The 17,854-nt window shown below is 44.7% G+C and carries 19 protein-coding genes; 15 read left to right on the top strand and 4 right to left on the bottom strand.

The window, feature by feature from the left end; genetic code table 11:
* Positions 1-40 precede the first annotated feature (40 nt).
* From D2962_RS04115 to D2962_RS04145, 7 genes are all read left to right on the top strand, one after another.
* Positions 41-289, top strand: a complete 249-nt coding sequence (locus D2962_RS04115) for a hypothetical protein (protein ID WP_120765309.1) — start codon at positions 41-43, stop codon at positions 287-289.
* Between the two features lie 208 nt (positions 290-497).
* Positions 498-1,625, top strand: a complete 1,128-nt coding sequence (locus D2962_RS04120; protein ID WP_245984892.1) for an ABC transporter substrate-binding protein — start codon at positions 498-500, stop codon at positions 1,623-1,625.
* Positions 1,626-1,689: 64 nt separating this feature from the next.
* Complete coding sequence (locus D2962_RS04125) at positions 1,690-2,541, top strand: ABC transporter permease (protein ID WP_120765307.1); 852 nt, start codon at positions 1,690-1,692, stop codon at positions 2,539-2,541.
* Between the two features lie 5 nt (positions 2,542-2,546).
* On the top strand, positions 2,547-3,341 hold the full coding sequence (locus tag D2962_RS04130; RefSeq protein WP_120765432.1) for an ABC transporter ATP-binding protein: 795 nt from the start codon (positions 2,547-2,549) through the stop codon (positions 3,339-3,341).
* Positions 3,342-3,373: 32 nt separating this feature from the next.
* The gene (gene ytaF / locus D2962_RS04135) at positions 3,374-4,012 is read left to right on the top strand and encodes a sporulation membrane protein YtaF (protein WP_120765431.1); all 639 of its coding nucleotides are present in this window, start codon (positions 3,374-3,376) and stop codon (positions 4,010-4,012) included.
* A gap of 89 nt (positions 4,013-4,101) precedes the next feature.
* Positions 4,102-5,382, top strand: a complete 1,281-nt coding sequence (locus tag D2962_RS04140; RefSeq protein WP_122014217.1) for a sensor histidine kinase — start codon at positions 4,102-4,104, stop codon at positions 5,380-5,382.
* Positions 5,383-5,390: 8 nt separating this feature from the next.
* Positions 5,391-6,272, top strand: coding sequence for a response regulator (locus tag D2962_RS04145; RefSeq protein ID WP_120765305.1), 882 nt, complete (start codon positions 5,391-5,393; stop codon positions 6,270-6,272).
* Positions 6,273-6,320: 48 nt separating this feature from the next.
* Here D2962_RS04145 and D2962_RS04150 read toward each other — a convergent pair whose 3' ends face one another.
* Genes D2962_RS04150 through D2962_RS04160 form a run of 3 tightly spaced genes read right to left on the bottom strand, consistent with a single transcriptional unit; the run spans position 6,321 to position 9,810 of the window.
* Positions 6,321-8,279 carry a TRAP transporter permease gene (locus D2962_RS04150; RefSeq protein WP_122014218.1) on the bottom strand — a complete coding sequence of 653 codons (1,959 nt, stop codon included), beginning with the start codon at positions 8,277-8,279 and terminating at the stop codon, positions 6,321-6,323.
* Positions 8,248-8,808: a DUF1850 domain-containing protein gene (locus D2962_RS04155; RefSeq protein WP_245984895.1), complete on the bottom strand. Its 561-nt coding sequence runs from the start codon at positions 8,806-8,808 to the stop codon at positions 8,248-8,250. The genes D2962_RS04150 and D2962_RS04155 overlap by 32 nt, the downstream gene beginning before the upstream one ends.
* A gap of 27 nt (positions 8,809-8,835) precedes the next feature.
* The gene (locus D2962_RS04160) at positions 8,836-9,810 is read right to left on the bottom strand and encodes a TAXI family TRAP transporter solute-binding subunit (protein WP_122014219.1); all 975 of its coding nucleotides are present in this window, start codon (positions 9,808-9,810) and stop codon (positions 8,836-8,838) included.
* A gap of 252 nt (positions 9,811-10,062) precedes the next feature.
* Between D2962_RS04160 and D2962_RS04165 the strand changes: the two genes are divergently transcribed.
* The 6 genes from D2962_RS04165 (at position 10,063) to D2962_RS04190 (ending at position 16,193) form a co-directional block, all read left to right on the top strand.
* Positions 10,063-10,638 (top strand): LemA family protein, encoded by a 576-nt coding sequence (locus D2962_RS04165; RefSeq protein ID WP_222927742.1) that lies wholly within the window; start codon positions 10,063-10,065, stop codon positions 10,636-10,638.
* Between the two features lie 316 nt (positions 10,639-10,954).
* A complete protein-coding gene (locus tag D2962_RS04170; protein WP_425456615.1) occupies positions 10,955-11,743 on the top strand; it encodes a TPM domain-containing protein in 789 nt (262 codons plus the stop codon).
* A gap of 199 nt (positions 11,744-11,942) precedes the next feature.
* Entirely contained in the window at positions 11,943-13,601 is a 1,659-nt protein-coding gene (locus D2962_RS04175; protein ID WP_122014220.1) for an FAD-dependent oxidoreductase, read from the top strand.
* Between the two features lie 13 nt (positions 13,602-13,614).
* Positions 13,615-13,836, top strand: coding sequence for a sulfurtransferase TusA family protein (locus D2962_RS04180; protein ID WP_120765300.1), 222 nt, complete (start codon positions 13,615-13,617; stop codon positions 13,834-13,836).
* 12 nt (positions 13,837-13,848) lie between these two features.
* Positions 13,849-14,322, top strand: a complete 474-nt coding sequence (locus D2962_RS04185; protein WP_120765299.1) for a DsrE/DsrF/DrsH-like family protein — start codon at positions 13,849-13,851, stop codon at positions 14,320-14,322.
* A 215-nt stretch (positions 14,323-14,537) separates the two neighbouring features.
* The gene (locus D2962_RS04190; protein ID WP_122014221.1) at positions 14,538-16,193 is read left to right on the top strand and encodes a nucleoside kinase; all 1,656 of its coding nucleotides are present in this window, start codon (positions 14,538-14,540) and stop codon (positions 16,191-16,193) included.
* Positions 16,194-16,216: 23 nt separating this feature from the next.
* Here the strand turns inward: D2962_RS04190 and D2962_RS04195 are convergent, their stop codons facing one another.
* Positions 16,217-16,567 carry a hypothetical protein gene (locus D2962_RS04195; protein ID WP_120765297.1) on the bottom strand — a complete coding sequence of 117 codons (351 nt, stop codon included), beginning with the start codon at positions 16,565-16,567 and terminating at the stop codon, positions 16,217-16,219.
* Positions 16,568-16,871: 304 nt separating this feature from the next.
* Here D2962_RS04195 and D2962_RS04200 point away from each other — a divergent pair, with 304 nt between their 5' ends.
* Together D2962_RS04200 and hpf are read left to right on the top strand one after the other, a co-directional pair.
* Positions 16,872-17,072 carry a cold-shock protein gene (locus D2962_RS04200; protein ID WP_120765296.1) on the top strand — a complete coding sequence of 67 codons (201 nt, stop codon included), beginning with the start codon at positions 16,872-16,874 and terminating at the stop codon, positions 17,070-17,072.
* 139 nt (positions 17,073-17,211) lie between these two features.
* Complete coding sequence (gene hpf / locus D2962_RS04205; protein ID WP_120765295.1) at positions 17,212-17,751, top strand: ribosome hibernation-promoting factor, HPF/YfiA family; 540 nt, start codon at positions 17,212-17,214, stop codon at positions 17,749-17,751.
* The last annotated feature ends 103 nt before the right edge of the window (positions 17,752-17,854 follow it).

Consider the following 17,854-nt stretch of genomic DNA (forward strand, 5'->3'; position numbering starts at 1 on the left):
ACGACATTGAAAAATCAAATTTTCGTAGGGGGTTTCAATATTGACTAAAGAACAGACATACCAGTATTTCCTTGAGTTAATTAATAAAATTCCCAACAGAGAAAAGTATAGTGATGATGATTTAATACAAAATAACCTGGCTTATTTTATTGACAGGTATTATAATTCGCCGAACTGGGCTTATATGCAGGAGGAAGTGGAAAATCTATTAAAAAAAGGGGATTTAGTGGGACTGAGTTTTTATATCTTTAAAGCAATACAAAAATATAGGCAGACCCTTTTAAAATAAATTTTATTAAAGAATAATTTTTCTTCCTCCCTGAAATAGATCATCCGGGTGATGACACTTTTTTAGTGTTTTCACCCGTTTTTTTTAATCCTTAAATGTTCAAGGCTGATGGCTGCAATGAATATAATTTTTCGGTAACCTCTTCATGTCCTCTGGAATAATATAAAGAAGGTTAAGTTTTAAAATCTTTATAAATGTTAAAGGAGTGATGGTGTTGAAGCGGTTGGCGTGGGTATTGGTGTTTGTGATGCTGTTTTCCATCCTGGCGGCGGGATGCGGTCAGCAGGCTGTTAAGCAAGAACCCAAACAGTCGGAAAAACAGCAGACTGTACAGGAGGCTTCAAAGCAAGAAGCCGCTGAACCACAACAAAAAACAGAACTTGCACCTCTGTCGCCGACGGTAAAAGTGACGGTGGGCATGAAGCAGGTGGTTTCAGATGCCGGGGTCCTCATCGGCATGGCCAGGGGGTATTACAAAGACATGGGCATAGAGATTGAACCGGTGCAATTCAATACCGGTCAGGACATGATAAACGCTCTGGGGGCCGGGCAGCTGGATGTGGGCTGCACCGTAACCGCAGCGGGGCTTTTCAATGCCATGCTGAGGGGTATCCCCATCAAGATTGTAGCTGATAAGGGCATAAATGTAGCAGGTAAGGGATATTACAGGCTGATGATCAGAAAGGATTTAGTAGATGAAATCAAGGACTTCAAAGATCTCAATGGAAGGAAACTGGCTGTGGTGGGCACCGCATCACTGGATGAGATCGCTCTGGACCGGGTACTCAACCAGGGAGGCTTGACTACAAAAGATGTGGATCTTCAGGTCATAAGGGCATTTCCGGATATAGTGGCGGCCATGAGCAACAAGAGCATCGACGGCGGCATGGTAATAGAACCCTTTGTGACGGCAGCTATTTCAAAAAATATTGCAGACCCCTGGAAAGACCCTGCGGAATATGACCCCGATGCGCAAACTGCTCTGCTGGTCTATGGGAAGAGCATGCTGGAGAGGCCCGAAGTGGCGAAACGATTCATGGTGGCATACGTAAAATCCCTCAGGGATTACAATGACGCCTTTTTCAAGAATAAAAACCGGGATGAGGTCATATCTATTCTTGCCCAATATTCGGTGGTAAAAGACAAGGAACTTTACAAGAAGATGTATCCTGTGGGACTGAATCCTGATGGATATGTGAGGATGAAGGGTATCCAGATGGACCTGGACTGGTATAAACAGAGGGACCTATTAAAGGGCGACCTGAAGGCCGAAGATGTGGTGGACAACAGCTTCTGTGATTTTGCGGTACAGGTCCTGGGCAAGTATGAAAAGTGAGCAAATTAATGGCCGAAAACCGTATATGGTTTTCGGCCATTAACTAGAGGGGAGTGACATCACGATGAGCATGATGGAAGAAAGAATCCGCAAGACCTTCGGGCGTATAATAATAAAAGAAGAAAAGGGAGAAATTAAAAGCAAAGCATGGGCAAGTAGAGGGTTTCTGTTAAAAGTCCTGGCCTTTTTGTCTCCTTCCCTGCTTCTCATTTTATGGGAGATTCTGGCGAGATTTAACATGATTGATGTCAGGCTGTTTTCCAGTCCTTCCAGGATATTTGCCACGCTGGTCCCCATGTTATACTCGGGAGAACTGCTCTACCACACTCTGGTCAGCACCCAGAGAATCGTTTTAGGATTTCTGGCAGGAGCGTTTCCCGGCGTGATACTGGGGCTTTCCATGGGGCTATTTCCCCCGGTGAGAGCAAGCCTGATGCCCATGGTGGCGGCAACCTTTCCCATCCCCAAACTGGCCATTATGCCACTTATTCTCATCATCTTTGGCCTGGGCGAGGCATCCAAAGTCTTCACCATTGCCATAGGCGTGTTTTACCTGGTATTGATAAATACCATGGCAGGGGTTTTGAATATAGATGATATATATCTGGATGTGGCTAAAAATTTTGGAGCCAGCCGCTTCCAGTTTTACACCACCGTGGCGCTGCCCGGAGCACTGCCCATGATATTTGCAGGTTTCAAGCTGGGGATGGGCACTGCGCTTCTGCTCATAGTTGCTGCGGAACTTTCGGCGGCAAAGGCCGGCGTGGGATGGATGGTGTGGAGGGCTTATGACATGTTCGACATTGAAAAGATGTTTGTGGCCCTGATAACCATGGCCTTTCTGGGATATGTGTTTTCTTACCTGCTTGACCTCATAGAAAGGATTGTGATACCGTGGAAGAGCGAAAAGAGTTGAAAGATATGTATCCCACCGAGGCCATACTAACTGAAAACCTGACAAAAATATTCAATTCTCGCAACGGCAGCGTTACTGCCCTGGCGGATATAAACCTATCCGTTAAAGATGGAGAATTTCTGTGCATTGTGGGACCCAGCGGTTGTGGGAAAACTACATTCCTAAGGATACTGGCGGGCCTTGAAAAACAGACTTCCGGCAGGGTTTACATGCGGTCCAAAAATCCCGAAAAGCCCCTCACATCCATGGTTTTTCAGGGGGATTCTGTATTTCCCTGGATGACCGTCACGGAAAACGTGGCTTACGGTCTCAGAATAAAAGGCGTGCCCGTTAAGGAACGAAGAGAAACAGCGGCCCGGTATCTGAAGATGATGGGGCTTTCCAAATTTGCCCATGCTTTTCCCTATCAGCTTTCGGGAGGCATGAAACAGAGGATAAATGTGGCCAGGGCTTTTGTGAGCGACCCCGAAATACTCCTCATGGATGAGCCCTTCGGGGCTCTGGATGAGCAAAACCGCTTGATACTGCAGCAGGAACTTTTAAAGATATGGGAAGGCAGCGGCAAAACTTCCCTTTTCATAACTCACAGCATAGACGAAGCCCTTATCCTGGGCGACCGGGTGATGGTAATGACGGCCCACCCAGGAAAAATAAAAGCCATAGTGGATGTGAATATTGAAAGGCCCCGGGATATTCTTTCATTGCGGTCATCACCTAGATTTGCGGCACTATACCGGGATATATGGCATCTTCTTCAGGAAGAGGTCATGAAGGCTAGCGCCCGAGAATTAGCGATATGATGGATATAGAATTAACAAAAGGAGAGATGATTTTGGAGATATTATCCAACATAGTGCTCGCTATAGCCGTAAGTGTTGATGGTTTTTCCATAGGTATAATCTATGGTATGAAAGGTATAAGGATACCCTGGTTTTCCCAGTTCATCATTGCTCTTGCCACATCGGTAGCCCTTTCAGTGGCCATGGTTTTCGGGAAAGCTATGGAAGCCTTCTTGAATCCCAGCGTTGCACGGTTTATAGGCGTTGCTATTTTGCTTGCCATCGGCATATGGTCCATGATGGAGGCGGTAAAAAGGAGCGGTTCATCCGGTCAAGACCGGATGAAGACCATTGCTGCTTTGAAAATCAAGCCTCTGGGACTGGTTGTTATGATCTTGAGAGAACCCGCCATAGCTGATAGAGACATATCCGGTGTGATAGACCCAAGAGAGGCATTTCTGCTGGGGACCGCTCTGGCCATGGATGCCTTTGGTGCCGGAATTGGAGCTGCCGCAGCAGGATTTAATGTGGTACTCACAATTACTCTTGTAACAATAATGAGTGTCTTGTTTTTGTCTGCCGGGCTTTACACCGGAGCAAAGAGGATACCCGGTATGGAAAACGGTTGGGCAAAGTTTTTGCCAGGGGGGCTGCTTTTTGCCCTGGCGGTAACAAAAGCATTACACAGATAGTGGTAGTCGGATGAGAAATCCGACTTTTTTTGATTTTAAAATTTGATATAATATATTGTGTCGACGATTAATGACATGGAGGTAGCAACTTGCATTTGAAAAGTTATTATAGGGATATACTCATTACAGCAGGCCTTACCTCCTTGATTGGAGAAGTGTATTTTTATCCCTTCGGCACGGAATTCCGCTTTACTGCCGGAGTTATTGCCATCTCATTTTTGATGCTCTATTTTTCACATATTCCCGAGCTTATGTTAATACCCATTTCTGGGGTAGCCGTATCTGCCTTTAGGATTTTTTTAAGTATTGTTGTACGCCATACGTCATTTGTTACGGCTTTGAATTTACATTATCCCGCTTTCTTTTTCTACCTGGCCTACGCCGTGTTTCTTAAGACGGGTAAAATAAAAAACCTATTGAATGCTCCGGTCAATTTCATTTCAGTAATGGCTCTGGCTGATGTGGGAGCCAACTTTGTAGAGCTCTTCATAAGGCATGAGATGAGCCTTGATTATTTTCAGGATATATTTACAATGGTCATTGGGGTGGGCTTGCTCAGGAGCATCATCACCTTTAGCCTGTACTGGCTAATTGAGCGGTACAGACTTTTGATAGTTAAAGAAGAACATCAAAAAAGATATGCTGAACTTCTCCAGCTTGTGGCGGAATTGAAGGCAGAACTATTTTACATCAAAAAATCTACCTGGGACCTGGAAGACGCCATGAAAGAAGGATATGAAATTTACCGTATTTTGAGCACCGGCAGCGAAAGCCGGAATTCGGAGAAAATAGGCAAAAGGGCGTTAAATCTTGCCAAAGATATTCATGAGATAAAAAAAGATTACCTGAGGATTATTTCGGGGTTGGGGGAGCTTTTGCCCGAGGAGAATCTGGAAGGCATGAGGCTTTCTGCCATTATCTCCATCATTAAAGCCAATACCGAGCGCTTATTGAAAATGTCGGGCAAAAATGTTAGAATCCATGTATTTATTGAAAGCGATCCGGTAGTCAAAAAGTATTTTTCTATATTTTCCATAATAAATAATCTTGTATCAAATGCTCTTGATGCTATTGAAAACAAAAATGGCTTTATACAGATAAAAACATGTATTGACAGCGACTGGGTACAAATCACCGTTGAGGACAATGGCAAGGGCATAAATCCCAAAGACCTGCCATATATTTTTGAACCGGGATTTTCCACGAAATTTTATGAAGATGGCTCCATTTCCACGGGGTTGGGCCTCACTCATGTAAAAAACCTGGTGGAAGATGCAGGGGGAAAAATATCGGTGGACTCCATCGAAGGAAAGGGTACCATATTTAAAGTCATGCTGCCGGCAACCGTAGTTTTTGACATAGGAGGTTAGAATACTGCATGTCTTTTAGACTGGTGATAGTTGATGATGACAGGGCTGTCAGGCGTATTCTTTCGGGGATTATAGAAAATAATGGGCTTGGAGAAGTGGTGGGAGAAGCGGAAGATGGGGAGGAAGCTGAGAAAAAAATAATTTCATTAAAACCCGACATTGTTCTCATGGACCTTCTTCTTCCCGGTAAAGATGGCATAGAGGTTATCCGCACTCTTCGGCAAAGGCAGGCAAAAATCCACTTTATAATGATTTCGCAGGTGGAAAACCAGGAAATGATTTCCCGTGCATACAAAAATGGTATAGAATTTTTTATTCACAAACCTATCAATGCCATAGAAACCGTGAATGTTATCTCGAAGGTAGAGGAAATAATCAATCTCAGGGCTACCTTTGATATGATCAAAACTACGGTAATCAACATGTCTGGTGAGGACAGACCAGAAAAACAGGCGTACAAAGGCATGTCCAAAATCAGCTATTTTCTGGCCGATATGGGCATACTGGGTGAAGCGGGAAGTGAAGATATTAGGGTCATTATTGAAAATTACGATAAAGTCAGGCAAAAAATGAACAACCTGCAGGATGTTTACCAGTTCTTAAAAGAATACTATGAGAACGAAGATAAAAGGAAGTCTACCGACATTAAAGCCATAGAGATGAGGATACGGAGGGCTATAGGCAAAGCCCTGCGGAATGTGGCTTCCCTGGGTATCGAAGATTATGACAATGACCAGTTTTTAAGGTTTTCGACTACCCTTTTTGAGTTCTCCGAGGTAAAAAAAGAAATGGATTTTTTAAGAGGCAAGGTTGCCTCGGGAGGAAAAATTAATATAAAGAAATTTTTAGAAGGCAGCGCCCTTTTATGTGAAATGAACAGCGGCAGATAGTGGATGGTCCACTACCTGCCGCTTTAATCAAATGCAAGAAAGTGGGAGCTATTTAGTTTTATTAACGGCGGGCTTTAAAGCTTTAACTTTTGATAATTTTTGCCTCTGGATTAAAAATCCTACAACCAGCAGCACCGCACCGATAAGGTCCGTCTTTATGCCGGGCGTTACCAGCAGTATACCGCCGATAAAAAATATAACCCGCTCTATCCATGATTCATCTGTAATCAGGAATCCAGCCACTGCCGAGCCAACGCCAATAATACCTATGACCGAAGTGATGGCGATCTCGACTATATCCAGCGCATGGACATTTATGAGCAGCAACGCAGGATTGTATACGAAAATATATGGCACAAGAAAGGCTGCCACGGCCAGCTTGGAAGCATTGATTCCCGTCCTGAGAGGGTTTGCCTTGGCAATACCCGCTCCAGCAAAAGCCGCCAGAGCTACCGGAGGCGTCACATCGGCGATGATGCCGAAATAAAAGGCGAACATATGGGCCGCCAGCACCGGAACTTTCATCATCAAGAGGGCAGGGGCTGCTATGGTGGAGGTGATAACATAGTTAGCCGTAGTTGGCACGCCCATCCCCAGGATGAGGGATGTAATCATGGTGAAAAATAGAGTCAGGAATAGGTTTCCATTTGCCATGCTCACCAGAGTGCTTCCCATTTTGAGTCCCAGACCGGTCTGGGTCACAACACCTATTATGATGCCCGCACAGGCGGTGGCCGCTATAACTCCCAATGCACCCCTTGCTCCCTGCTCAAGACCCTTCACTATATCTGTAAAACTTATTCTTGTGTTTTTTCTGAGCATGGAGCAGCCGATGGAAAGAACTATGGCATAAAGGGCTGCTTTCATGGGGGTATATCCGGTGACCAGCAGATACACTATGGCTATCAGAGGTATAAAAAGGTGACCCCTTTCCATAAGGATTTTCTTTATTTTTGGCAGTTCTTCCCGATTTAAGCCCCGAAGCCCCAGCCGCTTGGCTTCCAGATGCACTCCTGTCCAGACTCCGAAATAGTATAGAAGGGCTGGAATAACAGCTGCGCCTATGATTCTGACATAGGGTATCTGGGTAAATTCAGCCATCAGGAATGCTGCTGCACCCATGATAGGCGGCATAAGCTGCCCACCGGTGGAAGCGGTGGCTTCCACGGCTCCTGCAAATTCGGGTTTATATCCAAGGCTTTTCATCATGGGAATGGTGAAACTGCCGGTTCCCACAACATTGGCGACGGAACTTCCGGAAACGGTGCCCATAAGGCCGCTGGAAAGCACTGCCACCTTGGCGGGGCCGCCGGAAGCCCAGCCTGCCACAGCATTGGCCAGGTCAATGAAGAACTGCCCCATACCTGTTTTTTCAAGATATGCTCCAAAAAGTATAAAGAGAAATATAAATGTTGAGGATACACCTATGGGTATTCCAAAAATACCCTCTGTGGTATAAAACAGATGCTGCACAAGGCTGGAAAGATCAACTCCCCTGTGGGCGAGCTGTCCCGGGATATAGGGTCCGAGCAGTGCATAAACCAGGAACAGGCAGGCGATGGTTACCATAGGCCAGCCCACGACGCGCCTGGCAGCTTCCAGCACCAGCAACACCGCAATCAATCCTATAATATAATCCACTGTATTAACCGTGCCGGCCCTCAAGACCAGCTGTTTATAAAACACCACTATATACAGGGGAGCCGCTGCACCCATAATAGCAAATATCACATCCACAGGGTGGATTTTATCCCTCGACCAGCTGGACCTTGCCGGGTACAGAAGAAAAATCAAACTTAAACCGAAGGCAATGTGTATGGAACGCTGAATCATGGCGTCCAGCACTCCAAAAGCCGCAGTATAAAGCTGAAACAGGGAAAAGGTAATGGCAATGGCTGCGACTATCCTGGCGGAAAATCCTGTCAGCCTGCGGTAATCGGATTCCTTGTCAAATTTTCTGAGAATCTCTTCATTTTCAGCCACGGCTTTCTGATAATTTTCGGCCATCTTTCTGCTCCTTTCTCCATAGATTTTTTATTGACCATCTATCGGTAGCGCTTATAATCATCAGATCTTCGGGTTTTACAAAGACGGTAAGAGGATAAACTTTGCCGCCGATATTTATCTCATGTTTAGGGATTGGTGAAACCCTTATGGGTATTGAATCAAAATCCCTGGTAAACTTAAGGTCAAACTCACCCTCATCATTGCTAAATTTGCTGTTCACTTCATTAAAAGGAAGACCCACACCGAGAGAATAGTATTTGGTTTCCCTCAACGTCAATTTATTATTGTCTTCAATATAAAAAATCTCATATACCGGTGTTTTTTGTACCGAGTGAATAAAACTCAACACAAATTTTCTTTCCGGAACCGGTATTACCTTCTGCGTGTTTTGCTCCACATCCCTGATCACCAGGGCTTTTTCTCTGACAACACGGTAGCTGGAAAAAAATAATCCCAGCAGCATTATAAAGACCAGTATGAATATTTCAATTTTCGGTTTCATAAAATCTGAGCATTGGATTAACTCCAATGCTCAGCAACCCCCTTCAGGTTGTGATTATTTCTTTTCCTTGAAGTATTTTTCCGCTCCCGGATGAAGCGTTATTGACATACCCTGCTGGCCGTTCTCGGGCTTAATCATTTTGCCCGCGGCATGAGCGGCTGCTATTCTATCAAGGTGCTCATACATTGTCTTTACAAGGTTGTATGCGGTGTCTTCATCCATCTTTGAGCTTACTGCCAGCATAGACATAACTGACACGGCCTTCACGTCATCTGTCTGACCGTTGTAAGTGTTGGCAGGTATAACGGTCTTTGTGTAGAAAGGATACTGTTTTATAATTTTATCGGCTAGTGTGTCATCGACAGGGATGAGTTTTATTTTATGCTGGGCTGAGATGTCCTGCACGGCTGCGGTGGGGAATCCTGCCGTCAGGAAAGCGGCGTCGATGTTGCCGTCTTTTAAGTTATTGGCAGCTTCAGAGAAGGAAAGATACTGAACATTGATATCGTTATAAGTTATACCGGCGGCTGCCAGTATCTGGCGAGCATTGGCTTCAGTCCCGCTTCCTGCAGCGCCCACGGCCACTTTTTTACCCTTTAGGTCTTCCACAGTATTAATACCTTTGCTTTCCAGTGCAACGATTTGAATTGTTTCGGGATATAGAGTAGCAAGACCCCGTATGTCTTCATATTTTTTTTCTTTAAACATTTCGGTGCCGTTAGCGGCATAATAAGCTATATCGTTCTGTACAAAGATGACATCCACCTTGCCATCCTTTAAAAGGTTGATGTTGGCCACAGATGCACCCGTGCTCTGAGCGGTGGCATTGGCTCCCTTAATATTGCTGTTCCAGATTTCTGCCAGAGCTGCTCCCAAAGGATAATAGGTTCCGGCTGTTCCGCCTGTGGCGATATTGATGAATTTCTGCCCTCCGGAACTCTGGGCTCCGCTGTTGCTGCTGCCGCAACCGGTAACTAAAACTGCCAGTAACATGACGGCAAGAAAGAGAGCTGTTAACTTTTTACCCATTACTTTCTTCCTCCTCATAAAATATAAATTTGTATGAAATTATTTTATTATGCGAGTAACTGAATTCCACAAATAACTACTGAATACAACAGTAAAAAAAACCATGTATACAGTATAATTATTCAAATAAATATCAAAAAATATTAAAAAACTACCTGTGACAGAATGGATAGTTTTACGATATAATTAATAAAGGGTCTTTCCCCGTAAATTATATAAATAATGTAGGAGGGGTCTTCATTGAAAAATGGAATTCTTACGGCTGTTATTGCCATAGTGGTGATACTGGCCGTGGTTGCTTTGTTTATCTTCGGCAGTTACAATGGGCTTGTGAGCTCTGAAGAAAATGTCAACAGCAAATGGAGCCAAATCGACAACCAGCTTCAGAGGAGGGCTGATCTTATCCCCAATCTGGTGAACACCGTAAAGGGTTATGCTGCTCATGAGCAGACAATATTCACCGAGGTGACCAGAGCTCGGGAGAAATTGATAGGGGCGGGGAGTGTGGAAGAAAAAGCCCGGGCTGATGCAGAGCTAAGTGGAGCACTTTCAAGACTTCTTGCAATAGCTGAGAATTATCCCAACCTCAAAGCCGATGCCAATTTCCGGCAGCTGGCCGATGAACTGGCTGGCACCGAAAATCGTATAGCAGTGGCAAGGATGGATTATAACAATGCGGTCCAGGCTTACAACAGCAAGATAAGGAGGTTTCCTACGGTTATCATAGCCGGTATGTTCGGATTTGAGAAAAAGGACTACTTCAAGGCAGAAGAAGGCGCAAGAGAGGTGCCTAAAGTAGACTTCGGCAGCCAGAACAGTGGTAATTAGACGGGTAAAACAGGTGATATAATGGATACAAATTTACCACGGAGGAAAATATTTCGACTTAAAGGATCATGATTATTCACAGGCAGGGTATTATTTTGTGACGATATGTGTAAAGGATAAGCAGAATATTTTATGTAATATTGTAGGGGACGCCGCCCATGGCGTCCCGTTAAAAAATTATTCGAAAGGAGGACAAAAGGTGAAGAAAATTAGCATAAAAGGAATCAACAAAAGATATAAGATATTGAGAAGCAAAGCCGAGAAAAAAGCTTTTAAAGATAATATGTGCTGTAACAAGATAAAAACAATAACACTGATGTCGGCAATATTTTTGTTTTTTTACGGCTTTATAGCTTTTCACGGCGGGGCAAAAGCTGAGCCCATACCATCCCAACCTAACACCATAACCTACGTGTATGATTATGCCAACCTCATAGACAGTTCCGATGAGGACAGCATAAGGCAGATTGCCCTGGCCATAGATAGGAAGACCAAAGCCCAGTTAGTGGTAGTTACCGTAAATGATTTAAACGGCATGGCTCTGGAAGATTACTCACTGAAACTGTTGAGGGACTGGGGTATAGGCGACAGGCAAAAAAACAACGGTGTTCTACTCCTTGTAAATAAGGAAAACCTTCTGGCGGGCAAGAGCGGCAGGATAAGGATAGAGGTAGGCTACGGCCTGGAAGGAGCCATAAATGACGCCAAAGCCGGAAGGATTCTGGACAATTTCGCCATACCGGCCTTTGAAGAAAAGCAGTATTCAAGAGGTATCACCGATACCTTCATGGCCTTAGCCAGTGAAGTGGCAAAGGAATACAACCTGGACTTGAGCAGCGGAGAATTATCGGAACTTGAAAGTTATAGCCGGCAAGGTGATGGGGAAATACCCATAGGAGTAATTGCCGCTATAATTATATTCATAATTATATTATTCATCTTTATTCCTCGGACGGGAAGAGGAAAACACTTTAAAGGTCCCTTTGACGGTCCGTTCTTCGGGCCCTTCGGCGGAGGCTTCGGCGGTGGAGGCTTCGGAGGCGGCGGCTTCGGTGGAGGAGGTTTCGGTGGTGGTTCCGGCGGAGGAGGCGGCGCCAGCAGGTGAAAAACGTTATGTACCAAAGAAAAACCCCGCATTTTTAAAGAATGCGGGGTTTTTCACATTTGTCCGTAGTTTGAATATACCATAAAAACGTAATATTATAATATACAGAAAGGAAGATAAAAGTATAAAACTGCTATTGAAAGCGAAAGTTATCACAAAATCATAGCCTATTCAAAATCAAAACGGGGAGTGGAATTTTATGAAACAAAAGCTTGTTGTAATCGGCGGTGTGGCTTCCGGTACCAAGACCGCCGCCAAAGCCATCCGGGAAAACCCGGATCTGGATGTCACGGTACTTACCGAGGAAGACTATATCTCCTATGCCGGCTGTGGTCTTCCATACTACATCGGAAACGTTATCAAGGAAAAGAAACACCTGACCATAATGAATCCGGAGAAATTCAAAGACAAAGACATCACCGTACTCTTACGCACTCGCGCCGAGAAAATAATCCCGGGACAAAAAAAGGTCATCGCAAAAGACCTGGTAACCGGCGAAGAAAAAGAATTTCCCTATGATAAACTGGTGCTGGCCACCGGTGCAAAGCCCATAGTGCCGCCTATTCCCGGCATAGAACTCAAAAATGTGTATACCCTCCGCAGCGTCACCGATGCCTTCAAGATAAGGGATGCAGTGGAAAAAGAAGGCATCAAGAAGGCCGTGGTGGTAGGCGGAGGATTCATAGGTCTGGAAGTGGCGGAAAACCTGAGCCTCCAGGGAGTAAAGGTAACACTGGTGGAACTATTAGACCAGATTCTTCCCAATTTCGATAAAGAGATAGCTTTACTTGCAGAAAAACATTTGAAGGAAAAAGGAATAGACATATTCACCTGTGAGAAAGCCGTGTCCATAGAGGGTGAAGATGGCAGGGTAAAGGCCCTTTTAACCGACAAGAGAAAGATAGACGCAGACATTGTGCTACTTTCCATCGGTGTAAAGCCCAACACCCAGCTTGCAGCCGATGCAGGCATCGAACTGGGATTTAAGGGTGCCATTAAAGTAAATGAAAACATGGAGACCAATATACACGACATATATGCCGTGGGCGACTGCGCCGAAAACATAAACCTTGTCACCGGCAAGCCCGCCTGGTTCCCCATGGGCTCCACCGCCAACAAAATGGGCAGAGTGGCAGCGTTAAACCTCTATCCAAAAGGTGAAAAAGAAAGTCTCAAAGGCGTGCTGGGAACCACTGTGGTAAAACTCTTTGATATCAATGTGGCCAAGACTGGCCTCTCTGAAAGGGATGCGAAAAACGCAGGATATAATATCATAACCGTCATTGTTCCTGCCCATGACAGGGCCCACTACTACCCCGGAGCCAAAAATATCATCACAAAGCTTATAGTGGATAAAGCCACCCACAGGTTGCTGGGTGCCCAAATCATAGGTGAAGGAGTGGTGGATAAACCCATAGACATAGCCGCCACCGTTATAACCCTGGGGGGAACGGTGGAAGACATGGCCAAACTGGACCTGGCCTATGCTCCGCCTTTTTCTTCAGCCATGAGTTCCACCATAGTGGCAGCCAATGTGGCAAGAAACAAACTTCTAGGAAAGCTGGAGGGCATTTCACCGTTAGAGCTAAAAGATAAGCTCTCCGATCCGGGCCTGCAGATTATAGATGTGAGGGAAGAGGCGGAATACCAGGTAGGAGCCATTCCCGGGTCTTTGAATATCCCGTTGAAAGAGATAAAGAAAAGAGTCGGAGAAATCGATAAACAACGGGAAACGGTAGTTGTCTGCAAACTTGGCTTAAGGGCATATCTTGCCTATATAACCCTGAAGCATCTTGGTGTGAAAAATCTGAGGATACTGGACGGCGGTGTCACCGCATGGCCCTTTGAATTGGAATAGGGAGGTGCATACCATGGCAGAGATTAAAGTTGATGCAAAATGCCTGCAGTGCCCAGGCCCCATCGTACAGCTCTTCAATGCCGTAAAATCAGCGCAAAGCGGCGATGTGATAGTGGTAGAAGCCACTGACCATGGGTTTTACAAGGATGTGCAGGCCTGGTGCAAGAAGACTGGAAATGAACTCTTGAGCCTGGAAGACGGCGATGTGATAGTGGCAAAAGTCAAGAAGGCTTAGGAGGTGGGCATCATGGGAAATAAAAAGACAATCATAGTTTTTTCCGGGGACCTGGACAAAGCCATGGCAGCCTTCATCATAGCCACCGGGGCGGCGGCCATGGGTGACGATGTGACCATGTTCTTCACCTTCTGGGGCCTCAACATCCTCAGGAAGGCAAAGAAAGTGCAGGTTCGGAAGGACTTTTTGGAGAGAATGTTCGGTTTCATGATGCCCCGGGGCCCCGAGAAACTGGGGCTTTCCAAAATGAACTTCGGTGGCCTTGGAGCAAAGATGATGCGTTATATAATGAAGCGGAAAAATGTAAACACCCTTACGGAACTTATGGAAAATGCTCAGGCTCTTGGGGTCAAGATTATAGCCTGCACCATGTCCATGGATGTAATGGGGATAAAGAAGGAGGAACTTATCGACGGCATCGATTATGCCGGAGTGGCCACATACCTGGGTGAAGCTGATGAGGCCAATGTGAATTTATTTATTTGATTACTATCTTGTTTAATGAGCAGCTGATTGCAATCAGTTGCTTTTTTATGCCTGTAGGAAAATTACGGGAGGGTATCGAAAAGGTTAAGAAAATAAATGAAAAATAACTTCTTATTATGATATAATAAATTAACGGAGAACACTGTGAAGAATATATATTTAAAACAACTATATTATAAAATAGTTAATGCAATAAAAAGCAAGGAGCGTGGATCATGAAGATCACCATAAAGGGATTTGGAGAAAAAATCCTGGAAGAGCCAGTAAAATTACTGAACCTTGCCCGCGAAGTTGAAAAAAACTTTCCTTTTCCCATAATGGCGGCCATAGTAAACAACAACCTGAAGGAACTCACATCAATGGTGAAGGAAGACGCCGTGGTGGAATTTCTCGATATGTCTACAGAAGTGGGCATGAAAATATATATAAGGACCCTTACCTTTTTATTCATAAAAGCTAGCCATGATATTTTCCCCGACTGCAAAGTCCATATAGAACATTCCCTGGGAAACGGGCTTTACTGTGAAATTTATAGGAGCGATCCCCTGGGTGAGGAAGATGTGGAGGAAATCGAGAACAGGATGAAACAATTGGTGGAAAGGGATATTCCGATCAAAAAGCAAGAGATTCCCACCGAAGAAGCGGCTATAATGTTCAAAAAAATGGGTCTGGAAGATAAAGTAAGGGTATTGAGATATAGAAAAGACCCTTACGTCAATTTATATGAATTAGATGGCATGAAGGACTATTTTTACGGATACATGCTGCCCTCCACCGGATACTTAAAATGGTTCAAACTAAAATTCTACCTCCCGGGTGTTATATTGCAGTTTCCTTCCAGGTCAAATCCCACAGAAGTGGCGCCATACCGGGAGCAGGCAAAGCTTTCCAGGGTATTCCGGGAAGCCGAGCAGTGGGCCCACATCCTGAATGTGGCCGATGTGGGAGCTTTAAACGATTGCATCACATCGGGCAAATCCGGTGAAATCATAAGAATTGCCGAAGCCCTCCATGAAAAAAAGATTGCACAGATTGCCGACACCATATTTGAAAACCGGGATAAAATGAGGATAATCCTCATAGCCGGTCCATCCTCGTCGGGTAAGACTACCTTTGCCCACCGTCTCATGGTGCAGTTAAAGGTCAACGGCTTGAGGCCCATATCAATTTCTCTGGACGATTATTTTTTGGAGAGGGAAAAAACTCCTCTGGATGAAGAAGGCAAACCCGATTTTGAAGCCCTGGAAGCCATTGATCTTAGACTCTTTAACCAACAACTGACAAAACTTATACAGGGGAAAGAGGTGCTGCTGCCCAGGTTTAATTTTCATACCGGAAAAAGGGAGTATCAAAATATGCCCATAAAAATAGAAAAAGATCAGCCCATTATAATCGAAGGAATCCACGGCCTGAATGAGCGGCTGACATCTTCCATACCGAAGGAAAACAAATTCAAGATATATGTCAGTGCCCTGACCCAGCTCAGTATAGACAACCATAACAGGATTTCCACCACGGATACCCGACTCCTCCGTCGGATGGTGAGGGACAGCTGGGCAAGGTCCGCCGATGCGAAAAAGACCATATCCATGTGGCCGTCGGTGCTCAAAGGCGCTGAAAAAAATATTTTTCCCTATCAGGAAGAAGCCGATGCCATGTTCAATTCCGCACTGGTCTACGAGCTGGCGGTGCTGAAAAAATACGCCGAACCCCTCTTGAAACAGGTCAAGTTTGGAGAACCGGAGTATATCACGGCAAAGCATCTTTTGAAATTTCTGGATTATTTCGTGCCCATCGAAGATGAAAAGGATATTCCGCTCACGTCCATCATCCGGGAATTCATAGGCGGAAGCTGCTTCTACGGCGAATAAGTTGATTCTGCTGCATGACTCACTTAATCTGACCTCTGACCTCCTGCATCTGACCTCTTATTTGTGCGGGGCGGTATTTCCGGCGGCGAAGACGGCGGTCCGGCCAGCGGGTGTCTGGGGGCATGGACCACGGTGACGCTGCTGTATATCAATTCATATTCAAATTTGCTGCAGTCCTCGTTCAAACATTTTTTACGTATTTCCGCCCTGGGCACCACCACGGTGACCTCATGGGGCGTGTCGATATCCAGCTTTCTCTTGAGTTTTATAACAAGCCCGGGCAGAATGACCTCCACATCGTCATCCTGCCGGTATATGTTTTTTAAGCGGCATATCCATTTTTTTATGCGGTGGAAGGGGCATTTGATGTTCAAGTTATCCCCACCCTTCATTTTGTTTTACAATCAGAAATGAAAATATTTAATTGCTTCGGGATTCTCAAATAACCGTATTATTCCCTAGTAAAGAATATTCGGTCCCGGCCGGTAAGGTGATTATCCTGATGATCTTTCAAAGGAGCGGTCCGAGCGGCACAGGTGCCGTCGAGGATTATGGGCCGACCACAATGATATCAGAGTATTATCCAAAAAATGTCGATTTGACTTTAAACATCCGGTGTGCTATATTTGAAGAAGTGGAAAGAACCACTTCTATTCATTTTTTAGGAGGAATGTATAAGTGCAAGGCAAAGTCAAATGGTTTAATCAGGAAAAGGGTTACGGATTTATCGAAGTTGAAGGTGAAAAGGACATCTTCGTCCATTATACAGCCATTCAACAGGAAGGATTCAAAACTCTGAAAGAAGGCGAGAAAGTAGAGTTTGACGTGGTTGAAGGTCAGAAAGGCCCGCAAGCCGCCAATGTTGTAAAAGTCGGATAAAAGGAAAACCAAGCCCGGAAAGATCCCGGGCTTTTATTATGATAAAAGAAGGATTTTTGCAATGAATGAGGAATAATAATATATATATTAACAAAAACTTAATAAAAACTTAAATATTCCCAGAAGGGAGATGGGATTTATGAAGGTAATAGTCAGCGGCAAGAACGTCACTGTCACAAACCCCCTGAAAGAATACGCAGAAAAGAAAGTGGGCAAGATCGGAAGGTTTTTTGAGGGCGATGTAGAAGCCCAGGTAACTCTAAATGTGGAAAAAGACAGGCATATAGTGGAAGTCACCATACCTGTCAATGGAATGATTCTAAGGGGCGAAACCGAGACCCATGACATGTATTCATCCATAGACATGGTAGTAGATAAACTCGAAAAGCAGATTGAAAAATACAAGACAAAGATTGCCCGGAGCCTCAGAAAAACCCCGCTCAAGTTCGATGGCGGAAACGGAGAATCTATAAATATAGTAAAGACCGAAAATGAGCCTAAAGTGGTGAGGGTCAAAAGATTCGCCATAAAACCCATGGATTTAGAAGAAGCGGTAATGCAGATGGACCTTTTGGGCCATGATTTCTTCGTATTTTCGAATTCCGATACCAATGAGGTAAATGTAGTGTATAAACGCAAAGACGGCAACTATGGTCTGATTGAACCCGAATTGTCATAAATTCAATATAAAAAAGGGGCTGTCCCAAATCTTAAGATTTGGGCTTAGCCCCATATATTTTTAAGATATTATCATACAATAAAAGGACGTGATTAAACCAAAT

It is taken from the genome of Biomaibacter acetigenes (genome assembly GCF_003691585.1).
Lineage (GTDB): Bacteria > Bacillota > Thermosediminibacteria > Thermosediminibacterales > Tepidanaerobacteraceae > Biomaibacter > Biomaibacter acetigenes.

What these genes read in the sequence shown, in the direction of transcription:
- D2962_RS04120 (WP_245984892.1), top strand. Translation starts at nt 498, where the DNA reads ATGGTGTTGAAGCGGTTGGCGTGGGTATTGGTGTTTGTGATGCTGTTT.
- D2962_RS04125 (WP_120765307.1), top strand. Translation starts at nt 1,690, where the DNA reads ATGAGCATGATGGAAGAAAGAATCCGCAAGACCTTCGGGCGTATAATA.
- D2962_RS04130 (WP_120765432.1), top strand. Translation starts at nt 2,547, where the DNA reads ATGTATCCCACCGAGGCCATACTAACTGAAAACCTGACAAAAATATTC.
- D2962_RS04145 (WP_120765305.1), top strand. Translation starts at nt 5,391, where the DNA reads ATGTCTTTTAGACTGGTGATAGTTGATGATGACAGGGCTGTCAGGCGT.
- D2962_RS04150 (WP_122014218.1), bottom strand. Translation starts at nt 8,279, where the DNA reads ATGGCCGAAAATTATCAGAAAGCCGTGGCTGAAAATGAAGAGATTCTC.
- D2962_RS04160 (WP_122014219.1), bottom strand. Translation starts at nt 9,810, where the DNA reads ATGGGTAAAAAGTTAACAGCTCTCTTTCTTGCCGTCATGTTACTGGCA.
- D2962_RS04170 (WP_425456615.1), top strand. Translation starts at nt 10,955, where the DNA reads ATGTCGGCAATATTTTTGTTTTTTTACGGCTTTATAGCTTTTCACGGC.
- D2962_RS04175 (WP_122014220.1), top strand. Translation starts at nt 11,943, where the DNA reads ATGAAACAAAAGCTTGTTGTAATCGGCGGTGTGGCTTCCGGTACCAAG.
- D2962_RS04180 (WP_120765300.1), top strand. Translation starts at nt 13,615, where the DNA reads ATGGCAGAGATTAAAGTTGATGCAAAATGCCTGCAGTGCCCAGGCCCC.
- D2962_RS04185 (WP_120765299.1), top strand. Translation starts at nt 13,849, where the DNA reads ATGGGAAATAAAAAGACAATCATAGTTTTTTCCGGGGACCTGGACAAA.
- D2962_RS04190 (WP_122014221.1), top strand. Translation starts at nt 14,538, where the DNA reads ATGAAGATCACCATAAAGGGATTTGGAGAAAAAATCCTGGAAGAGCCA.
- hpf (WP_120765295.1), top strand. Translation starts at nt 17,212, where the DNA reads ATGAAGGTAATAGTCAGCGGCAAGAACGTCACTGTCACAAACCCCCTG.